This window comes from Gracilimonas mengyeensis (genome assembly GCF_900182705.1).
Lineage (GTDB): Bacteria > Bacteroidota > Rhodothermia > Balneolales > Balneolaceae > Gracilimonas > Gracilimonas mengyeensis.
Genome location: NZ_FXTP01000006.1, coordinates 80621 through 97039, shown reverse-complemented (window position 1 = coordinate 97039; position 16419 = coordinate 80621). Strand labels below are relative to the sequence as shown.

Sequence of the window (16419 nt, the reverse complement as noted above, 5' to 3'; positions counted from 1 at the left end):
TTCATATATGACTATTTCTTTTTTGTGATTTCTACTAAAGCTTTACCCTTATAAAAAGGATCTTCAAAACCGGAATATAAATCAAATACCTTTATTTGCAATGAACCCTTCACCCCTTCTAACTCTTGCCTAACATCATCTTTTCCCTTTAATAGTATTACCCCTGAGTAGGGCAAGCGCCCAATCATTCCATACAAATCATTGATTTTAAATGCATGTTTGGAGACTAACAATGCCCCTTCATTCGGCTGGACTTCTTCCACGGAACGCGCCCCCCCTTCTACATTCTTCAACTTTAACACTGAAGCCATGTGCTTGCAAGCTGTTATCTTCTTCGATACAATATCATTAAGCACCATCTCTTTATCCGAACTGACAATTGCTAAAGGAATTCCCGGCAATCCGCCCCCGGTTCCGGAATCAACTATAGATGAAGCTTTGCTATATAACTCAGATGTAGCAATAGTAAGCGAGTGCTCAACATGGCGCATCAATGTTTCACGTGAAACATCTCGACTTACAAGGTTTATTTTCTTGTTCCACCACATCAATTTAGAAACATATTCCACTAAAGATGACTCGTTATCCTTAAAGAGTTTTTTTGTTTCAGCTACACTCTCCGGGCTAAAATCGAGATAGTCTATGCTATGTTTCACGTGGAACATTCCATTTAGAAAGGTTTAGTTTTTCAGGTATACCATTAGTACAGAGAGGTCGCTGGCAGAAACCCCACTTATCCTGCTTGCCTGACCAATCGTTTCTGGCCGGATTTTATCAAGTTTCTGCGTGCCTTCTGTGGATAAACTCTTAATATGTGAGTACTCAATTTGCTCTGGAATGATCATATTCTCTTGTTTTTCCATTTCTTTAACCATCTCAAACTCTTTCTCAATATACCCGGCATACTTAATTTGAATTTCCACCTGTTCTAAAGCCTTCTTGTCAGTGGTAATTTCATGTACTTTTTCAGAAAGTTCAGAATCAGCTTTAAGCATATCATCTAAAGATACTTCTGGCCGTAATAGGATCTTTTCTGCCTTCATAGGCTGACTCATGGTTGAGCTATCTTTGGCTTCAAGCATTGGGTCCATTTGTTCCGGCCGAACCGTATAATCTTTAATTAAATCATCCAGTTGATCTATTTCTTTGCGTTTTTGCTTCATCTGCTCATAACGCTCTTCACTGGCAAGCCCCAACTTATAGCCTATTTCTGTTAAGCGAAGGTCCGCATTATCCTGACGTAAAAGAATCCGGTGCTCAGCCCGGGAAGTGAACATACGGTAAGGCTCCTCTGTACCCTTATTAATGAGGTCATCAATCAATACACCGATGTATGCCTCAGATCGCTGGAGAACTAAAGGTTCCTTCTCCTGTACAGAAAGAGCTGCATTAATTCCTGCCATAAGTCCCTGGCAAGCAGCTTCCTCATACCCGGTAGTACCATTGATTTGTCCTGCAAAGAATAAACCATTGACTCTTTTGGTCTCCAAAGTGCGCTTAATTTGATGTGGTGGGAAGTAATCATATTCAATCGCATAACCAGGACGAATCATAATTACTTCTTCAAAGCCAGGAATAGTTCGCAGTGCTTTATATTGAACATCCTCTGGTAAGGAAGTTGAAAATCCATTCAAATACATCTCATAGGTGTTCCATCCCTCCGGCTCCAGAAATAACTGATGTCGATCCTTATCAGCAAATCGATTGATTTTATCCTCAATACTTGGGCAGTAACGGGGGCCTATTGACTTTATCCGGCCATTAAACATCGGACTTCGGTCAAAGCCGGTGCGTAGCATATCATGCACTTCTTCATTGGTATATCCAATCCAGCAAGAAAGTTGCTCCTGCAGAGAGGGCAATTGGTTTGTCGTGAAAGAAAAGCCAGAGGGATCTTCGTCACCAAATTGTTCTTCAAGCTGACTGTAATCAACGGTACGGCCATCTACCCTTGGAGGAGTACCTGTTTTCAAACGACCTACTTCGAAACCCAATTTTTCCAATGCCGCAGAGATACCAATAGAGGCTCTTTCTCCTGAACGCCCTCCTCCATAATTCGTTTCTCCGATGTGAATCAACCCATTCCCAAAAGTACCGGTAGTTAGAACAACAGATTTGGAATAAAACTTTTGCCCTGTTTGGGTGACCACGCCTTTAATCTTGTCGTCGTCTTCCGAGATCAGGTCCACTACATTATCTTGCCGGAAATAAAGATTCTCTTTCTGTTCTAGCTGTTCCCGCATTTTCTGGGAATATAACATACGGTCGCTTTGACAACGAGGACTCCACATTGCCGGGCCTTTACTCAGGTTAAGCATTCGGAATTGAACACCAGTTTGATCACTGACAATTCCGGATAATCCGCCCAAAGCATCGATTTCGCGCACTAACTGTCCTTTAGCCACTCCCCCCATAGCCGGGTTGCAAGACATTTTTGCAATGGCTTCAAGGTTCATAGTAATTAAAAGGGTTTTAGCTCCCATCTGTGCTGCAGCACCCGCGGCTTCACTTCCGGCGTGGCCTGCGCCTACTACAATAACATCATATTGAGGATGTAATACCGACATTACTCTCTGTTCTGTTTATAGGATTCGTTGATTAGAATGCAAGCATGAAAGATAACAAATAATTCAATCCCCAAGCTAATAGTATACTCTTATACAAGTCTTAAGCAGATACCCTTTAGTCAAAAGACAAAATACCTTAGAAAAGAAATGTACTTTTACAACATAAACACAACACAATCAATTGTTTATATAAAATAAAACCTATAGCAAACTTATTTTAAAGGTAATACTGTGTTTACAAGGCATTCATTATTTAGGAATGCTAATTACATCTCTTTTAAATCAATCATATGAAGTATTCTCTTTTATTTCTGATACCCCTTTTGTTAACATTCAGCTGCGACAAACTAAAATCCTCCAAAATTGAACCAAATTGTGAGAATATTAAAGCAGACAACGCCGATCAGTGTCTCCGGTTAAATCAAATACAGGTATTAGGCACCCACAACAGTTATAAGCTAAAACCATCCGATTCACTCATACAGAAAATTAACAGAGAAACCCCCGGATGGTCTACCGGATTAGAATACGAACATCGCCCATTATCCTATCAACTTGAAAACCTGGGTATACGTAAATTTGAATTGGATATTTATGCAGATACTGCCGGTGGCCTATTCGCAAATCCTAAAGGAGCGCAATTAATTGGTGATGGAGAATACCTGGGTCGTACTGAAATGCAAAAACCTGGTTTTAAGGTGATTCATATACAAGATATTGATTACCGAAGCACCTGTTTAACATTGGTTGACTGTTTGCAGGAAATCAAAGACTGGTCAGTACAAAACCCGAAACACCTTCCCATCATGATTATGCTGGAAGTTAAACAAGGTACCCCCTCCCCCCGAGGTTCTTTCACTTTTACAAAGGCACTGGATCTTAATGAGGAGTTAGTAAAAGGAGTAGATGATGAAATCTGGTCGGTTTTTGAGAAAGATCATGCAATCACCCCTGATGATGTGCGGGGCAATTATGATACTCTCGAAGAAGCCATTCTCACAAACGGCTGGCCGTCTCTTGAGCAAAGTCGGGGAAAAGTTATATTCGCTTTGGACAACACGAACGAAGTTCGAAATCTATATTTAGCAGGAAATGAAGTTTTGCAGAATCGAGCTGCCTTTGTGAGCTCCTATCCGGGTGAATCAACTGCAGGCTTTATTAAAATGAACGATGTACCAGAACAAGGGGAAGAGATAAAAGAGTATGTGGAAAAAGGCTACATCATTCGTACCCGAGCGGACATACCAACTCAGGAAGCCCGTTCAGGGGATACTACACGCCGTGACCTTGCTTTACAAAGTGGAGCCCATTACATCAGCACCGACTACCCCGAGGCCAGTCCTTTTGACTCTACCTATATAGTGCGACTTCCCGGCACCAATAATCCGGGGCGTTGTAATCCGGTGAGTGCTCCTTCCTCATGCAAAAATGAATTCATTACCGAATAAACCTCAGATGCGCACGAAAAGTTAATCTACCCTTCTGTATCATTCTCAGGTACAAACAAAAGTCTTGTCCCATCCTTGTCCCAAAATCTGCAAAAGAAAAAAACTGAGCCAATAAAAAAGCCGCTAACTCTTTGAGAATTAGCGGCTTAATATGTGCGATCCGGAAGGGACTCGAACCCTCGACCTCCTGCGTGACAGGCAGGCGTTCTAACCAACTGAACTACCGGACCTTGTTTTCGAGAGCATCAAATATACAGACGATTCCGAAAGGATGTCAAGCTTTTTCCGAAATTAATTCCAAAAAAATGAGGATTGCGAACTCAATCGCAATCCTCTTATCGGGATGGTAAATTTAAACGCTTTAAACGTACGTTTTAATCTTTCTTCAGTTCCGCTTCGATTGCAGAAATAAGTTCTTCACTTTCTGGTTCTACCTGACTTCGGAACCTTCGTTCTAAAGAACCATTTTTATCGATCAAAAATTTCTCGAAATTCCATTTTATTTCTCCTTCAAAATCTGGATTTGGCTGAGAAGTCAAATAACTAAACAGAGGAGCCTGATCATCCCCTTTCACCGAGACTTTTGAAAACATAGGAAACTCAACACCATAGTTTAAACGACAGAATTGTTTAATGTCTTCGTCCGAACCAGGCTCTTGATTATTAAAATTATTGGCAGGAAATCCCAAAACCACTAAGCCATCATCTTTATATTTTTCATAAATAGCTTGCAATCCGTCATATTGCGGGGTATATCCACATTTTGAGGCAACGTTAACCACAAGTATTACGTTGCCTTTATAAGCTTCTAAAGTAACGGGTTCACCGTCAATATTTTCGACTTCAAAATCGTATAGTGTTTCACTTTGTGAGATCATACCCATAGCAGCCATTAAAGAAATCAGTGTGATTATAAGTTTCATAGTACTATTTTTTTCTTCGCTCGTTAGTGTGTAAACTGATTGTTGTATAAATATCATTCCCATGAAAATAATTATTCTTTCCATACTCTCATTCATTTTTATTCTTCCCGCGGAAGTTCATGCCCAGATGTTCTCGGTAGATGATGAAAACCGGAGGCAAGCCAATCCATTTTCTCCTTATGTGCGAGGTGGAGTGCGCATCATCGATTTTGCCTACCAGGGAAATGCTTCCACTACCTCAGGAATCCCTGCCGATCGTTTTGCTTTTACAGGAACAGCGGCACACTTAGGTTTTGAATCCGGTGGTTTCAGTTTAAGCGCCTCACTCGGCAACAACGCTACAGGTATTGATGATGTAAAATATTTTGACCTCAATCTAAATTTCAGCAATGCCTTTTTCCTAATACGTGAACCCCGCTTTGCAGCCGGCTTCCCTATTCAATTAGGCAGTAAGCTCACTAATGTTAACCGAGATGATATCAATGACAATTTCTCACAAACCAATTTAAGCATTGGCGGCGGGGGTATCTTGAGCGTATATGTTCCACAACGGTTTTCTATTACTGCCAACTTTATGCCACACTATGGCTTTAGTACGGCCCGGGGCGGATTGTTTGGCGGTAGTGTATTTTCCCTCACCGGCGAAGCCCGCGTCAATTTCCTAAACCTTATTTTTGGCCGAAATGTAAGCTTAGGCTATAATTATGATTTTGATTCATATAACATTGATGGGGAAGATTTAGATTACGATTTTACCGGACACACTATAACACTCGGTATATCACTGTGAAACCAGAAAAATTCCTTTTAGAGATGGAGCAAATCCTTGAACAGGCAGGCTACTCCCTGCGCAAAGAACGTGGTTCGTTCCGGGGAGATGAATGCATTATGGAGGGAAATAAACTGGTAGTGGTAAACAAGAATAAACCGATAGAATCGCAGCTTGGTACTATGGGCAGAGTTTTAAGCCAAATTGACCTGGCAGGCGTGTATATTAAACCGGCCGTACGTAAACGGCTGGAAGAACTGTGGGATCAGCTGGCTGTGACGCCCGAGGAAAGCCCGGAAGATTTTGAGTTAGAATGAATATTACTTTTTTAGGAACCGGTACATCCATGGGCGTTCCTGTAGCCGGGGGCTTTAGGCGTGAAAACCTCATACACGACCCCCGAAACGAACGTACTCGCTGTTCGGTATGGGTGCAAACGCCGGAAAAATCAATTTTGGTGGATGCAGGGCCGGAATTTCGTATCCAAAGCATCCGGGCCAAGATTCAGCATATCGATCATGTGCTGATCACTCATCAACATATGGACCATATCTCGGGTATCGACGATCTCCGGATATTTTCCTATCTCAATGAGGAACCTATTCCCGCTCACGCAAACGAAGAATGTATTACCTCCATCAAAAAAAGGTTTGATTATCTATTTGGAGATAACCGCTATCCCGGTGCTACTTCCCTGGATTTACATGTTGCAACCGCTCCCTTTTCTATTGGAGATGTTAAAGTAACCCCATTACCCGTGCTACACGGTGAACTGGAAATTCTGGGTTACCGGATCGATGACTTCGTGTACCTGACGGATGTGAAATACATCCCCAAAAAAACAAAAGAGCTTATCAAAGGAGCTAAAGTCATTGCCCTGAGTGCTCTCCGTTGGGCGCCGGAACATCCTACCCACCTCACCATCCCGGAAGCTGTAGAAATCATCGAAGAGTTGGATATTCCAAAGGCCTATCTCATTCACATGAACAGCTACGTGGATCACGAACCCACCAATCAGAAACTCCCTGATCATATCCGTCTGGCGTATGATCAACAAATCATTGAAATATAATTCAAGATTAAAAATTACAGATTAAGGATTCGTTTTAGCCAAAGTTCTTGAAATGGATTCAATACCTCTGCCCCATCATTCGGCTCAGTCTCAAAAGCTCAAAATGTCCTCCAAAAATGAGCCGGGTGATGGTGCAGGCAAAGGAAACTGAAGTTTATCAAGGCCTACAAAAACTTTCTAAACTCTTCCTTGTCTTTCAGCTGCTGAACGATATCCTTCACGTTCTGGGCTTTGTCGAGCTTACACACCAGGATGGCATCATCGGTTTCCACCACGGCCACATCCTCAAGACCAACCACAGATATCATCTTACCGGAATCAGAAGAGACGTACACATTCTTTGATTCGCTAAACGTGGCTTGATCTGCATTTACCACATGACCGTCCTTTGTTTTATCAGCCAGCTCGTAAGCGGCGGTCCAACTGCCCACATCATTCCAGCCAAATTCGCCGGGTACTACAAACACCTCTTTGGCATCTTCCATAATGCCGTAATCAATAGACACCGACTCGCAAGCATGGTAAAAGGTGTTGATGGCTTCCTCATGATTCTCCTCATACAAACCGGAACGGCTTTCCTGCACCTGCTCGTACATTTTGGGTAGATGTGCCTCAAACTCCTGCAAAATGGTGTCGGCCGACCAGATGAACATCCCGCTGTTCCAAAAATAATCGCCTGAAGCTACAAATTCCTTTGCCGTCTCCAGGTCTGGTTTTTCTTTGAACGCTTTGACGGGATGTACCTCGTGCCCGTTATAACTTTCTTTCAAGGCATCATCGGCGTGGATATAGCCGTAGCCCGTTTCCGGCCGGTCCGGGTTGATTCCAATAGTTACCAAATTTTTGCCGCTCTTGGCTTTCTCGATGGCCGATTTCAAAATCTCATTAAAAGCCTCGGGATTGGTAATGTGATGATCAGCCGGCAACACCACCATCACTGCTTCCGGATCTTTCTTGTGCAGCATTTGCGCCGCAATGGCTACACAGGGCGCGGTATTTTTCGCCACCGGTTCACCCACAATATTTTGGTCGGGCACACCGGGAAGCTGTTCCTTCACGATGTCTGTGTAATTGTCATTGGTAATCACCAGCGTGCGTTCTTGCGGAATCAACTCCTCAATCCGATGGACCGTATTCTGAATCATCGTGCCTTCCCCAAAAAGTGAAAGAAATTGCTTGGGAAGCTTTTTGGTGCTTTTGGGCCAAAACCTCGTACCGGATCCCCCGGCCATTATTACTGCATAAACCATAATGTATCGTTGTGTTTGTACTCTTTTGATTTTGGAAGAAAGGTTAACAGGAATACGGAGCATGTGCAAGGCAAGAACCTGATTTTTAACACGATCCTGCATTAGGATTTATTTATGACAGTATTAAAACAATTAGCACCGAAGTTGTTTCTGAATTGCAGATATTCTGAACCCAACAGATGTGAAACCCCAAGCTACTCTTTTCGTTAAGGCGTGCCATGCAATCAAAAAAAGTTTTGCCCATCATAGCGGCACTTGGATTTATAAAACTCACCATTCACTGGTTTGGCAATCAAAATTATGGTTTTCACCGTGATGAGCTGCTCCACCTTTCCGTAAGCGAGCATCTGGCCTGGGGTTATTTTGAGTTTCCGCCACTCATTGCCTGGATTGGAAAACTCTCCTGCCTGCTCTTTGATTATTCTCTCATGGGCATGCGCCTCTTTCCCACCCTGGCGGGACTGGGCATTCTCATCCTCTGCTGTTTGATGGCAAAAGAAATGGGTGGCAAAAATAAAGCCGTCTTCCTGGCTGGGATTTGTACGCTTGCATTCATTCCCTTCTTTCGTAATCACCTGTTATTTCAGCCCGTAGCCTTTGATCAGTTCTTTTGGACCCTCGGTTTCTACCTGCTTATCAAATTCATCAACACAGAAAAAAAAGAGCACTTGTTACTCCTGGGATTAGTGGCCGGGCTTGGCCTTCTCAATAAATACACCATGCTGGTCTGGGGCTTTGGCATTGCTATTGGGTTGATGTTTTATGAGCGTGGGAGGCTTTATAAATCAATCTGGCTGTATGTCTCCGGTGTGATCGCTTTTCTCGTATTCTTGCCCAACCTGCTGTGGCAAATTCAGCACGACATGCCCTTTTTCCTGCACATGGAATCCCTGAATCAAAAACAGTTGTCCGGCATAGATCCCTTCGAATTTGGACTCGCCCAGCTGGAGCTTCCCTTTACGCTAGTCGTCAGTTTGATTGGTCTATATGGGGTGATATTTACTCAGCACCTAAAAAAATACCGGAGCGCAGGCATCGCCTTTTTAGTGATTTTTGCTACGATGTGGATTTTGAAATCCAAGGCCTATTATTTCTTTGCGGCCTACCCGGTGATGTTTGCGGCCGGAGCCGTTCAAATTGAGCACTGGTTCCAAAATCGACCCAAACTAAACTACGTAGTCGCAGCTGTGATACTACTCCCCATAATTCCTTTCGTCCCCGAAGCCATCCCGATTCTGCCTATCGAAAAACACATTGCTTACATGGATCTTGAAGAAAATGAAGATGGCCGGGTTGAGCTCACCGGTGATTATGCCGATATGTTTGGCTGGGAAGAACAGGTGGCACTGGTGGATAGCGTGTATCGATCGCTTAGCCCGCAAGAGCAGGAAAATGCGGTCATCTGGGCAGAAAATTACGGGGAAGCTGGGGCCATTAAAATTTTGGGTGATAAATATGGTCTACCGGACCCCATCAGCCGGCATGGTAGTTTTTGGCTGTGGGGCTATGGCAATGCCGATGCCGAGGTGTGGATCAGCCTGGGGAATGAGCCGGAGGCCGTACATCACGTTTTTGAAGAAGTGGAGCTGGTCAAAATCATCACCCACAAATATGCCATTGGGGAAGAAAACGGCATTCCGCTATATATCTGCCGAAAACCCAAAGTGGTTATCCCGGAATGGTGGCAAAGTTATGAAGAGCATGTGTTTGATTGATGCCTGGAATTAAGTTTTTTATCCTATAAAGTTATAAACATTAGCATCTTAAGATTTATATTAAAATGAAAAGAAAAGTCACCTGACTTTATTCAAAATTTTATCCTGCCAATTACTCAAGTAATTAACTAAACTCATTTTAACTAATAATATCTAAATAGGTAGCCTACTATGGAAAGTAAACGACTTGTACCAATGAATGTTCATCACGGTGGCATGAAAGATTTGAGAGATGCACTTTATCTTATTGCTCGTGAAATTGAATCCGGATTTTTAGCCATGGATGCAATACCAGGCGAAGATTACACCCGTAAAGACCTTATGAAAATGGCTTTGGATTTTGCTATAAGCGGAGAAGAGTATTCAATAGAAACTACCGTGTATGAATAAAAAAAGTCAAGACCACTTATTTGCTTACAGCAGCTAAATTAGTTTATTAAAAACGCGTTTACCGGCTAAAATTTTTAACAGATCAAAAGTTATACCTATGGACGCACAAGCAATCCTCTCACCCCTGGAAACCCCCGAATGGGGTTTAACGTGAATAGCCACGGGTGAAGGTCGGGCAACGACCGCAACCCGTGGATAAATATGCATTTGGATGCGAACCCTGAAGGGGTTCAACTTTTGGGAGACATTTTGCATACATACGGGTGGTTTTCTTGTTCAACCCTTTCAGGGTTGGGCCTTTTTGGGGATTTTATTCCCCCCGGGTTGCGCAGGCTACACCCGGGGTTATTCACGTGGCATCCCTTCAGGATGCTGAGGTTTGGGGGCTGGCAATGTTACTCCGTTCTGCCCCCCATTTAAATGATATTCTAACCGGTAAACCCGTTTATTAAAATAATGTTTAGGCAAATTTTTCAACACTAGATAATAACTGATAAATCTATCTTCAGTTGGGAAGCCATCTTAATATGATCAAACCCATTCCCTCCTAAAACTCTACCTTATAATTAATAGAAGGCAGCAAAATCACGGTTTCTTCACGTTCCAGGGTGTTGGTTTCGTAGTTGTACTCGTAATCATACTTGGTGGGAGCACCTAAGAGGTTTTTAACTTGCAGGGCCAGCACGTGGGCTGCGTGGCGATGGTTCATCCGGTAGCTGAGTGTCACATCCAAAAAGATGCTGCCATCCAGGGAATGCTCGAAGGCCCGGCTTTCATCCAGCACAGCCCGTTTTTGTTGCATAGATTCTTCCCACAAAAGCGGATAGGTTCTTTCACCGCCCATATAGGTGAGACGCGCATTCACCCCGAAAATATTGTTTTCCTTTACGTTGAATTCCTTCCCACCCAAAAAATTGAAGGCATACTTTCGGTTGTACCGCGTATCCCGCTCCACTCCATCACCGCCTTTGTACCTGGAATCAAAAACAGAAGCTGTAGCCATATAGTAATAGCCGTCACTCAGGAATTTCTCCAGTGTGAAATCAACGCCATAGTTTTCACCGGTACCTTCATTCCTCATGGGCTCATTGATATAACGCTCGTCCCTCAGGTTGATCATGGAGAATGAGCTGTCCGGGATCACCGGAACATCAAACAGGTACTGGTAATACGGCTCAATTTTGATGCGGGTGTTGGGTGTTAAGCGAACATCATAGCCCAATACGAAGTGATCGGCCCGGGTAAAGTCCAGGTTTTTATTGGGTTGATAGGACCCCGTTTCGGTTTCACGGACGCCCAGGTAATACTGCAGATCTTCAAGCTGGCTGTGACGACCGTATCCAAAACTTAGCCGGTGCCGGGGATGCACTTCCCAGCTGATACCAGCCCGTGGTTCCACCGAGTAGTTATCATTCAGCATAAAGTACTGAAAGTGCACGCCACCGGTCGCTTTCACCGTAGGACCAAAGCTGTACTGAGCCTGCGTAAAAGCCTGAACAAGCTGGCTGTTGCCCTGTTCCGCTACGTAAGTTTGGTAAGTATCAGGATCATCGTTGGTGGTAGCTTTGAAATCCATATCATAAAACAGGTAATTCCAGATAATGCCTGTGGTTTGATTGAACCGTGCACTAAATTTGTGATTCACTTTAGAGGTCAGCGTAAGTTGGCCGCTCAGACTTTGGATGTATTCATTATCGCGAAGGGTGAGGTTGTCATCCACCCGGTCCATATCATACCAGATATCCTGCACCGAGACCGCTGCCGTAGAATTGATAAAGGTGGATTTCCCCAGAATGTATTTATGATTCAAACCCAAAGCCCCTACGCTGAAGCCGGCTTCAAAATCCATCCGGTCATACTCATATTTCCATTGGGTAGAATCTTGTTCTTCCGCTTCATCCAACCCATCAAGACTGCCGATACCCCACAGGCCAAAAGTACCGGCTTTGCGAGTAGGAAAATTTAGTTTAAAAGACAGATCCTGGTAGCGAATTTCCTGCTCGGTATCGATGAATTGCAGGTCGGTCATCAACCCAAGTGTGGAGTATCGGTAGTTGATAAGGTAAGAAGCATTGCTGCGTGTAGAGAAAGGGCCCTCGGTGGCAAAATCGAGTCCCATCATCCCGGCCTGGAAGGTGTACTCCCGTACGTCGCTGTTTCCGTTGCGCAGTTTCATGTCAAAAACCCCGGACAGGGCGTTGCCGTATTCGGCCGGGAAAGCGCCGGTGAAGAAATCGGAGTCCGCCAGTAGCTGGTTGCTGAAAATAGTAAACAAGCCGCCACCAATTACGTTGCCTTCCGGAAAGTGGTTTGGGTTGGGAATTTCAATGCCTTCCAGGCGCCAAAGCAATCCCTTCGGCGCATTTCCCCGAATGATAATGGCATTATCCTGAGGATTGCCATAGGTGACGCCTGCAAAACTGGATGCCAGCCGCGCCGGGTCGTCAAAACCTCCCGCATAGCGCCGGGCTTCTTCCACCACGTCTTCTTCCAGCTCAACATTCAGCACTACTTGCTTGGCAGAACCCACCATTATTTCGGGGATGATGCGTGGCTTGTATCCCACATACATCACCTTAAACGTATGCCGGCACAGCGGGACCTTATGAATAATAAAATCTCCATGGGAATTTGTGGCTGCACCGATATCGGTTCCCTGTACAATTACGTGGGCGCCAATTAACCCCACTTTGGTTTGTTGATCAATAACCCGGCCTTTTACCACCTGGGTAACTTCAGGCGAGGTATCGGCAGGGAAAAGCAGCACTTTTTCTCCTGAAATTTTGTAAGCTATCGATTGCTCCTTAAAAAGGTGCTCGAGAAAATAATCCAACTGGTGCGTTTCCGGCTCGTAATCTACGGGGAAGTCCAGCGATATGGCGCTGGAATAGGAAAAAGTGATGCGTTCATTTTTTTCGATGGAATCCAGCAGCGCTTCCGCCGTTCCCTGGAAACCGGGTACCTGAATAGAGGGATTGGATTGAGTAGGTTGTGCCGTGAGCTCTCTTGCAGAATAATTTAGTAAACAGGCCAAGATGAGAAAGCCTTTAGTGACGAGGGGTAAATATGATCGTGTCATTTCTGATGGTGGTTGAAGCGTTTAATAACAGCTGTATTTCATCCAAAACAGCTTCTAATGATGGTTGATCAAAGGTGGTGGTAAGTTCAGGCGCCGGTCGGTTGGTATCATGCTCATATACCATGGGCTGATTGTAATACGCGGCCAGCTGTTGTAATGCTTCCTGCACCGGGGTATGATCGAAGGTAAAGACGCCCGTTTTCCAGGAAAGGAAATTGGGGTTGTCAATCGGGGCCTTGGTAACTGCTCCAAGCTGAGGACGATACTGCCCTTCCTCGCCTTTTTGCAGCCTGACTTTAGCCGTGGTGTCCTCCGCGAAGAACTCTACTATGCCCGTCACCACCGATACCTTTACCTCTTTCAGTGAATCCGAAAAAACATTAAAACTGGTACCCAACACGCTGACCGTTGTATTCTGCACACCGACGACAAAAGGAAGGTCCTCATTCCTTTCAACCTCGAAAAAGGCTTCGCCTTTAAGCGAAAGCCTGCGGTTTGTATCCCCGAAATTTTCCATGATGGTTAGTTCGGCATCGTTGTTCAAAAACACCTGTGATCCATCCGGCAACACATAGGGCGTATCCGGCCCGTAGTTGTTGCCCGAAATAATAAGCTGTTCAGGTTGTGAAAGGATGTGCATCAACAGAAAGGAAGCGCCTATGAGAAAAACCACGGCCGCTGCCACACGAAGCATCTTTTGGGAGATCCCCCATAGCCGAGTAGTGTTGGCCGACGGGAGTTCAATATACGATGGCACGGGTTCGCCGCTTTTTGCTTTTCGCGTGATGGCTTCCCAGCTTTTCTCTGCAGATGTTGTAGACCATAAAGTGAGTTCAGCCGTCTTTCTAAACTGACGGTAGAGTTCTTCATGCTCTTTGGATTCCTTCAGCCACTCTTCAAAAAGGTCTTCTTCCCTTTTTGTCGACCGGTTTTCGAGTATCCGCAGCATGATCACTTCATCAATATGTTTCTGTTGTTTACTCATCCTTTGTACTTGTATGACAACTCACTTTGCATTTACCCTACACCTGTGATCAATTTTTTTTAAATAGTTCCAGAATCAGTAGTACGAGCAGCAGCAGCTCATTTAATTCTCCCCTCAAAAAACGATATGCTTTAGAGATATACTTCTCTACGGTTTTCTGGGAAATATTCATGCGTGTGGCGATATCCCGGTAGTTAAGTCCCTGATACTTGCTCAAAACCAACGCTTCTTTCCAGTGTGCCGGCAGCTTGTTGATAGCGTCGTGCACCTGCCGCTGGGTTTCTTCACTGATAATTTTTTCTTCCGGGGATGAAGCCGTCTCCTGCCCGCCCGACTTTTCTTCCTCCACATATCGCTTACGTACTTCCACATGTTTCAGGAAGTTCAGGGATGAATGTTTGACCGCCTTGTACAAATAGGCTTCCTTATCGCGGACCTGCTGAAGTTGGTCTACGTTCTGCCACACTTTTACGAACACGTCCTGCACAATTTCCCTGGCTTGCTCGTAGTCCTTCACATACCGGTAAGCGTGAAATACCAGGGGATAGAATTGTTCATCAAAAAGTTGACGTAAGATCTTTTCAGCTTCCAAGATGGCGAGAGTTGAGAAAAGTAGAAGTGCTAAGCTAAAATATTTTGTCTTCTAAAACCTGAATAAGCGGTAAATATGGTGAGGATTATTCAACCTGTTTAAGACCACAAAGACACAAGGGCACGAAGATTCACCAAGTAGCTTTTCATCATTCCTTGTGATCCTTAGTGTCTTTGTGGCGTTACTAAGCGGTGAACTGCTTCAAATATCGGTGTCCATGGTAAATTCGGTCGGTGAGTCTGCATTCATTATCACATTTTTGGTAAAGGGATGTAAGTGCGAGCGGGTCTCGTAAAAATGCATCATATAACCGGCCGTGTTGGGAAAAGCAATGACATCCCCAATTTCAGGAAGTTGAGGAAGCGTGATTTTCCGTTTCAGGATGATGTCCTGCTCAAGACAATAAGCCCCGGTAAAATAGACGGATGCCGGTTCCTGTATCTCTACTGATGGCTGCATGGAAACAAAAAGGGGATCAACCAGGAAATCCTCGCTGGAACTAAACAGCTGACTCCGATTCATTTCCAGCCCCACCAGCCAATCACCTCGCATATCTTTCTTGCGATGGGCCACTTTGGCCATCGTCATACCTACCTGGTCCAACAGCGATCGTCCCGGCTCAATACGAAGCTCAATATCCTGCTCACGTAACCGCTCAGCAACCGTGTTCCCCTGTGGGTCTTCATAGGACAGCACATGTTCAAGAAACTTTGCCTTGGGTGTCTCATTAAAATAGGGATACACATTTGGCTTGCCCTCTACCTTATCCTCTCTGGTTACAAACCCCAACGGGTTATTCCCAAAAGTGACCGGCTCACGCTTACCTTGTAGTGCCTTTTTAAGTTCCTCCCAAAAAGTCATCCATTCATCCCGGGCTGCTACGTATCTCGTCAACAAGCCTCCTCCTATATCAATAAAAGAAGTTTCAATGTGTTGTCCGGCCAACGTTTCGCTCAGTTCTATGGTCTGCAATAACGCTTCGGCGCGTTGTCTTATAGAGTATCCATCCAGGTGAAAATGAAAGCCGCCAAACCGGAGGTTATGATGTGCGTTATGCGTCCCTAAGCCTTGGGTAATAAATTCCTGTGCTTTTTCGATGTCAAAACCGAACCGGCTGTAGAGTTTTTCGCCTTCAAACCGGAATCCGCTAATGCGCAAAGCTACGGTGGGCGTCTTGCCAAGCTCGCCGGCTATGCGATTTATAAGAGAGCATTCCTCTTCATTATCCAACACAATGAGCACGTCATTAGCCAACGCCAAACGAACCAATCGTTCAGTTTTTATGGCGGCGGTTAATACCAGGTTTTCTGAATCACATCCCAGATCCAGGCATTGCTTAAGCTCCTGATAACTCGCCACATCCACCCCTATATCCAGTTCCTTTGCTTTCTGTACATAAGCCCGACATTTGTTGGCTTTGCGGGCAAAAAACACCTTATGCTTAACCTCATGCCGATTAAATACCGCCTGATACGTTTCGTAATTAGCCTCAAACGGCTCCATCTGATGCACATTTATCGGGGAGCCATGCTGCTCAAAAAGGGTTTTCAAGGCCTCTTTGTCGGCCAATAAATCATGCATCCATGGCGAAGTAATGGGAGTAAGAGGTGGAAAAAAACCGGTGTTCAT

The 16419-nt window shown here is 44.5% G+C and carries 14 protein-coding genes and 1 tRNA gene; 6 read left to right on the top strand and 9 right to left on the bottom strand.

Annotation, left to right across the window (positions count from 1 at the left end; genetic code table 11):
• Positions 1-11 precede the first annotated feature (11 nt).
• Both FN815_RS08030 and mnmG read right to left on the bottom strand, forming a co-directional pair.
• Positions 12-656, bottom strand: coding sequence for a 16S rRNA (guanine(527)-N(7))-methyltransferase RsmG (locus FN815_RS08030; protein ID WP_185957219.1), 645 nt, complete (start codon positions 654-656; stop codon positions 12-14).
• 24 nt (positions 657-680) lie between these two features.
• Positions 681-2567: a tRNA uridine-5-carboxymethylaminomethyl(34) synthesis enzyme MnmG gene (mnmG, locus tag FN815_RS08025; protein ID WP_142454111.1), complete on the bottom strand. Its 1887-nt coding sequence runs from the start codon at positions 2565-2567 to the stop codon at positions 681-683.
• A gap of 290 nt (positions 2568-2857) precedes the next feature.
• Between mnmG and FN815_RS08020 the strand changes: the two genes are divergently transcribed.
• Positions 2858-4015 carry a phosphatidylinositol-specific phospholipase C1-like protein gene (locus tag FN815_RS08020; protein WP_142454110.1) on the top strand — a complete coding sequence of 386 codons (1158 nt, stop codon included), beginning with the start codon at positions 2858-2860 and terminating at the stop codon, positions 4013-4015.
• 156 nt (positions 4016-4171) lie between these two features.
• On the opposite strand, the gene FN815_RS08015 is transcribed toward FN815_RS08020, so the two are convergent.
• Both FN815_RS08015 and FN815_RS08010 read right to left on the bottom strand, forming a co-directional pair.
• Positions 4172-4245 (bottom strand) — tRNA-Asp (locus tag FN815_RS08015).
• Positions 4246-4389: 144 nt separating this feature from the next.
• Positions 4390-4938 (bottom strand): glutathione peroxidase, encoded by a 549-nt coding sequence (locus FN815_RS08010; RefSeq protein ID WP_142454109.1) that lies wholly within the window; start codon positions 4936-4938, stop codon positions 4390-4392.
• Positions 4939-4999: 61 nt separating this feature from the next.
• Here FN815_RS08010 and FN815_RS08005 point away from each other — a divergent pair, with 61 nt between their 5' ends.
• Genes FN815_RS08005 through FN815_RS07995 form a run of 3 tightly spaced genes read left to right on the top strand, consistent with a single transcriptional unit; the run spans position 5000 to position 6779 of the window.
• Complete coding sequence (locus tag FN815_RS08005) at positions 5000-5728, top strand: hypothetical protein (RefSeq protein WP_142454108.1); 729 nt, start codon at positions 5000-5002, stop codon at positions 5726-5728.
• Entirely contained in the window at positions 5725-6024 is a 300-nt protein-coding gene (locus tag FN815_RS08000; RefSeq protein WP_142454107.1) for a hypothetical protein, read from the top strand. The genes FN815_RS08005 and FN815_RS08000 overlap by 4 nt, the downstream gene beginning before the upstream one ends.
• Positions 6021-6779 carry an MBL fold metallo-hydrolase gene (locus tag FN815_RS07995; RefSeq protein ID WP_142454106.1) on the top strand — a complete coding sequence of 253 codons (759 nt, stop codon included), beginning with the start codon at positions 6021-6023 and terminating at the stop codon, positions 6777-6779. The genes FN815_RS08000 and FN815_RS07995 overlap by 4 nt, the downstream gene beginning before the upstream one ends.
• A gap of 164 nt (positions 6780-6943) precedes the next feature.
• Here the strand turns inward: FN815_RS07995 and FN815_RS07990 are convergent, their stop codons facing one another.
• A complete protein-coding gene (locus FN815_RS07990) occupies positions 6944-8131 on the bottom strand; it encodes a mannose-1-phosphate guanylyltransferase (protein ID WP_246075200.1) in 1188 nt (395 codons plus the stop codon).
• Positions 8132-8247: 116 nt separating this feature from the next.
• Here FN815_RS07990 and FN815_RS07985 point away from each other — a divergent pair, with 116 nt between their 5' ends.
• Together FN815_RS07985 and FN815_RS07980 are read left to right on the top strand one after the other, a co-directional pair.
• Complete coding sequence (locus FN815_RS07985; protein ID WP_142454105.1) at positions 8248-9744, top strand: ArnT family glycosyltransferase; 1497 nt, start codon at positions 8248-8250, stop codon at positions 9742-9744.
• Between the two features lie 171 nt (positions 9745-9915).
• Positions 9916-10134 (top strand): hypothetical protein, encoded by a 219-nt coding sequence (locus FN815_RS07980; RefSeq protein WP_142454104.1) that lies wholly within the window; start codon positions 9916-9918, stop codon positions 10132-10134.
• A gap of 547 nt (positions 10135-10681) precedes the next feature.
• On the opposite strand, the gene FN815_RS07975 is transcribed toward FN815_RS07980, so the two are convergent.
• The 4 genes from FN815_RS07975 to FN815_RS07960 all read right to left on the bottom strand — a co-directional run bounded on the left by FN815_RS07975 (position 10682) and on the right by FN815_RS07960 (position 16419).
• On the bottom strand, positions 10682-13168 hold the full coding sequence (locus FN815_RS07975; RefSeq protein WP_185957218.1) for a TonB-dependent receptor: 2487 nt from the start codon (positions 13166-13168) through the stop codon (positions 10682-10684).
• Between the two features lie 13 nt (positions 13169-13181).
• The gene (locus FN815_RS07970; RefSeq protein WP_142454102.1) at positions 13182-14198 is read right to left on the bottom strand and encodes a FecR family protein; all 1017 of its coding nucleotides are present in this window, start codon (positions 14196-14198) and stop codon (positions 13182-13184) included.
• A 49-nt stretch (positions 14199-14247) separates the two neighbouring features.
• Positions 14248-14790, bottom strand: coding sequence for an RNA polymerase sigma-70 factor (locus FN815_RS07965; protein ID WP_185957217.1), 543 nt, complete (start codon positions 14788-14790; stop codon positions 14248-14250).
• Between the two features lie 201 nt (positions 14791-14991).
• Positions 14992-16419 (bottom strand): Y4yA family PLP-dependent enzyme, encoded by a 1428-nt coding sequence (locus FN815_RS07960; protein ID WP_142454100.1) that lies wholly within the window; start codon positions 16417-16419, stop codon positions 14992-14994.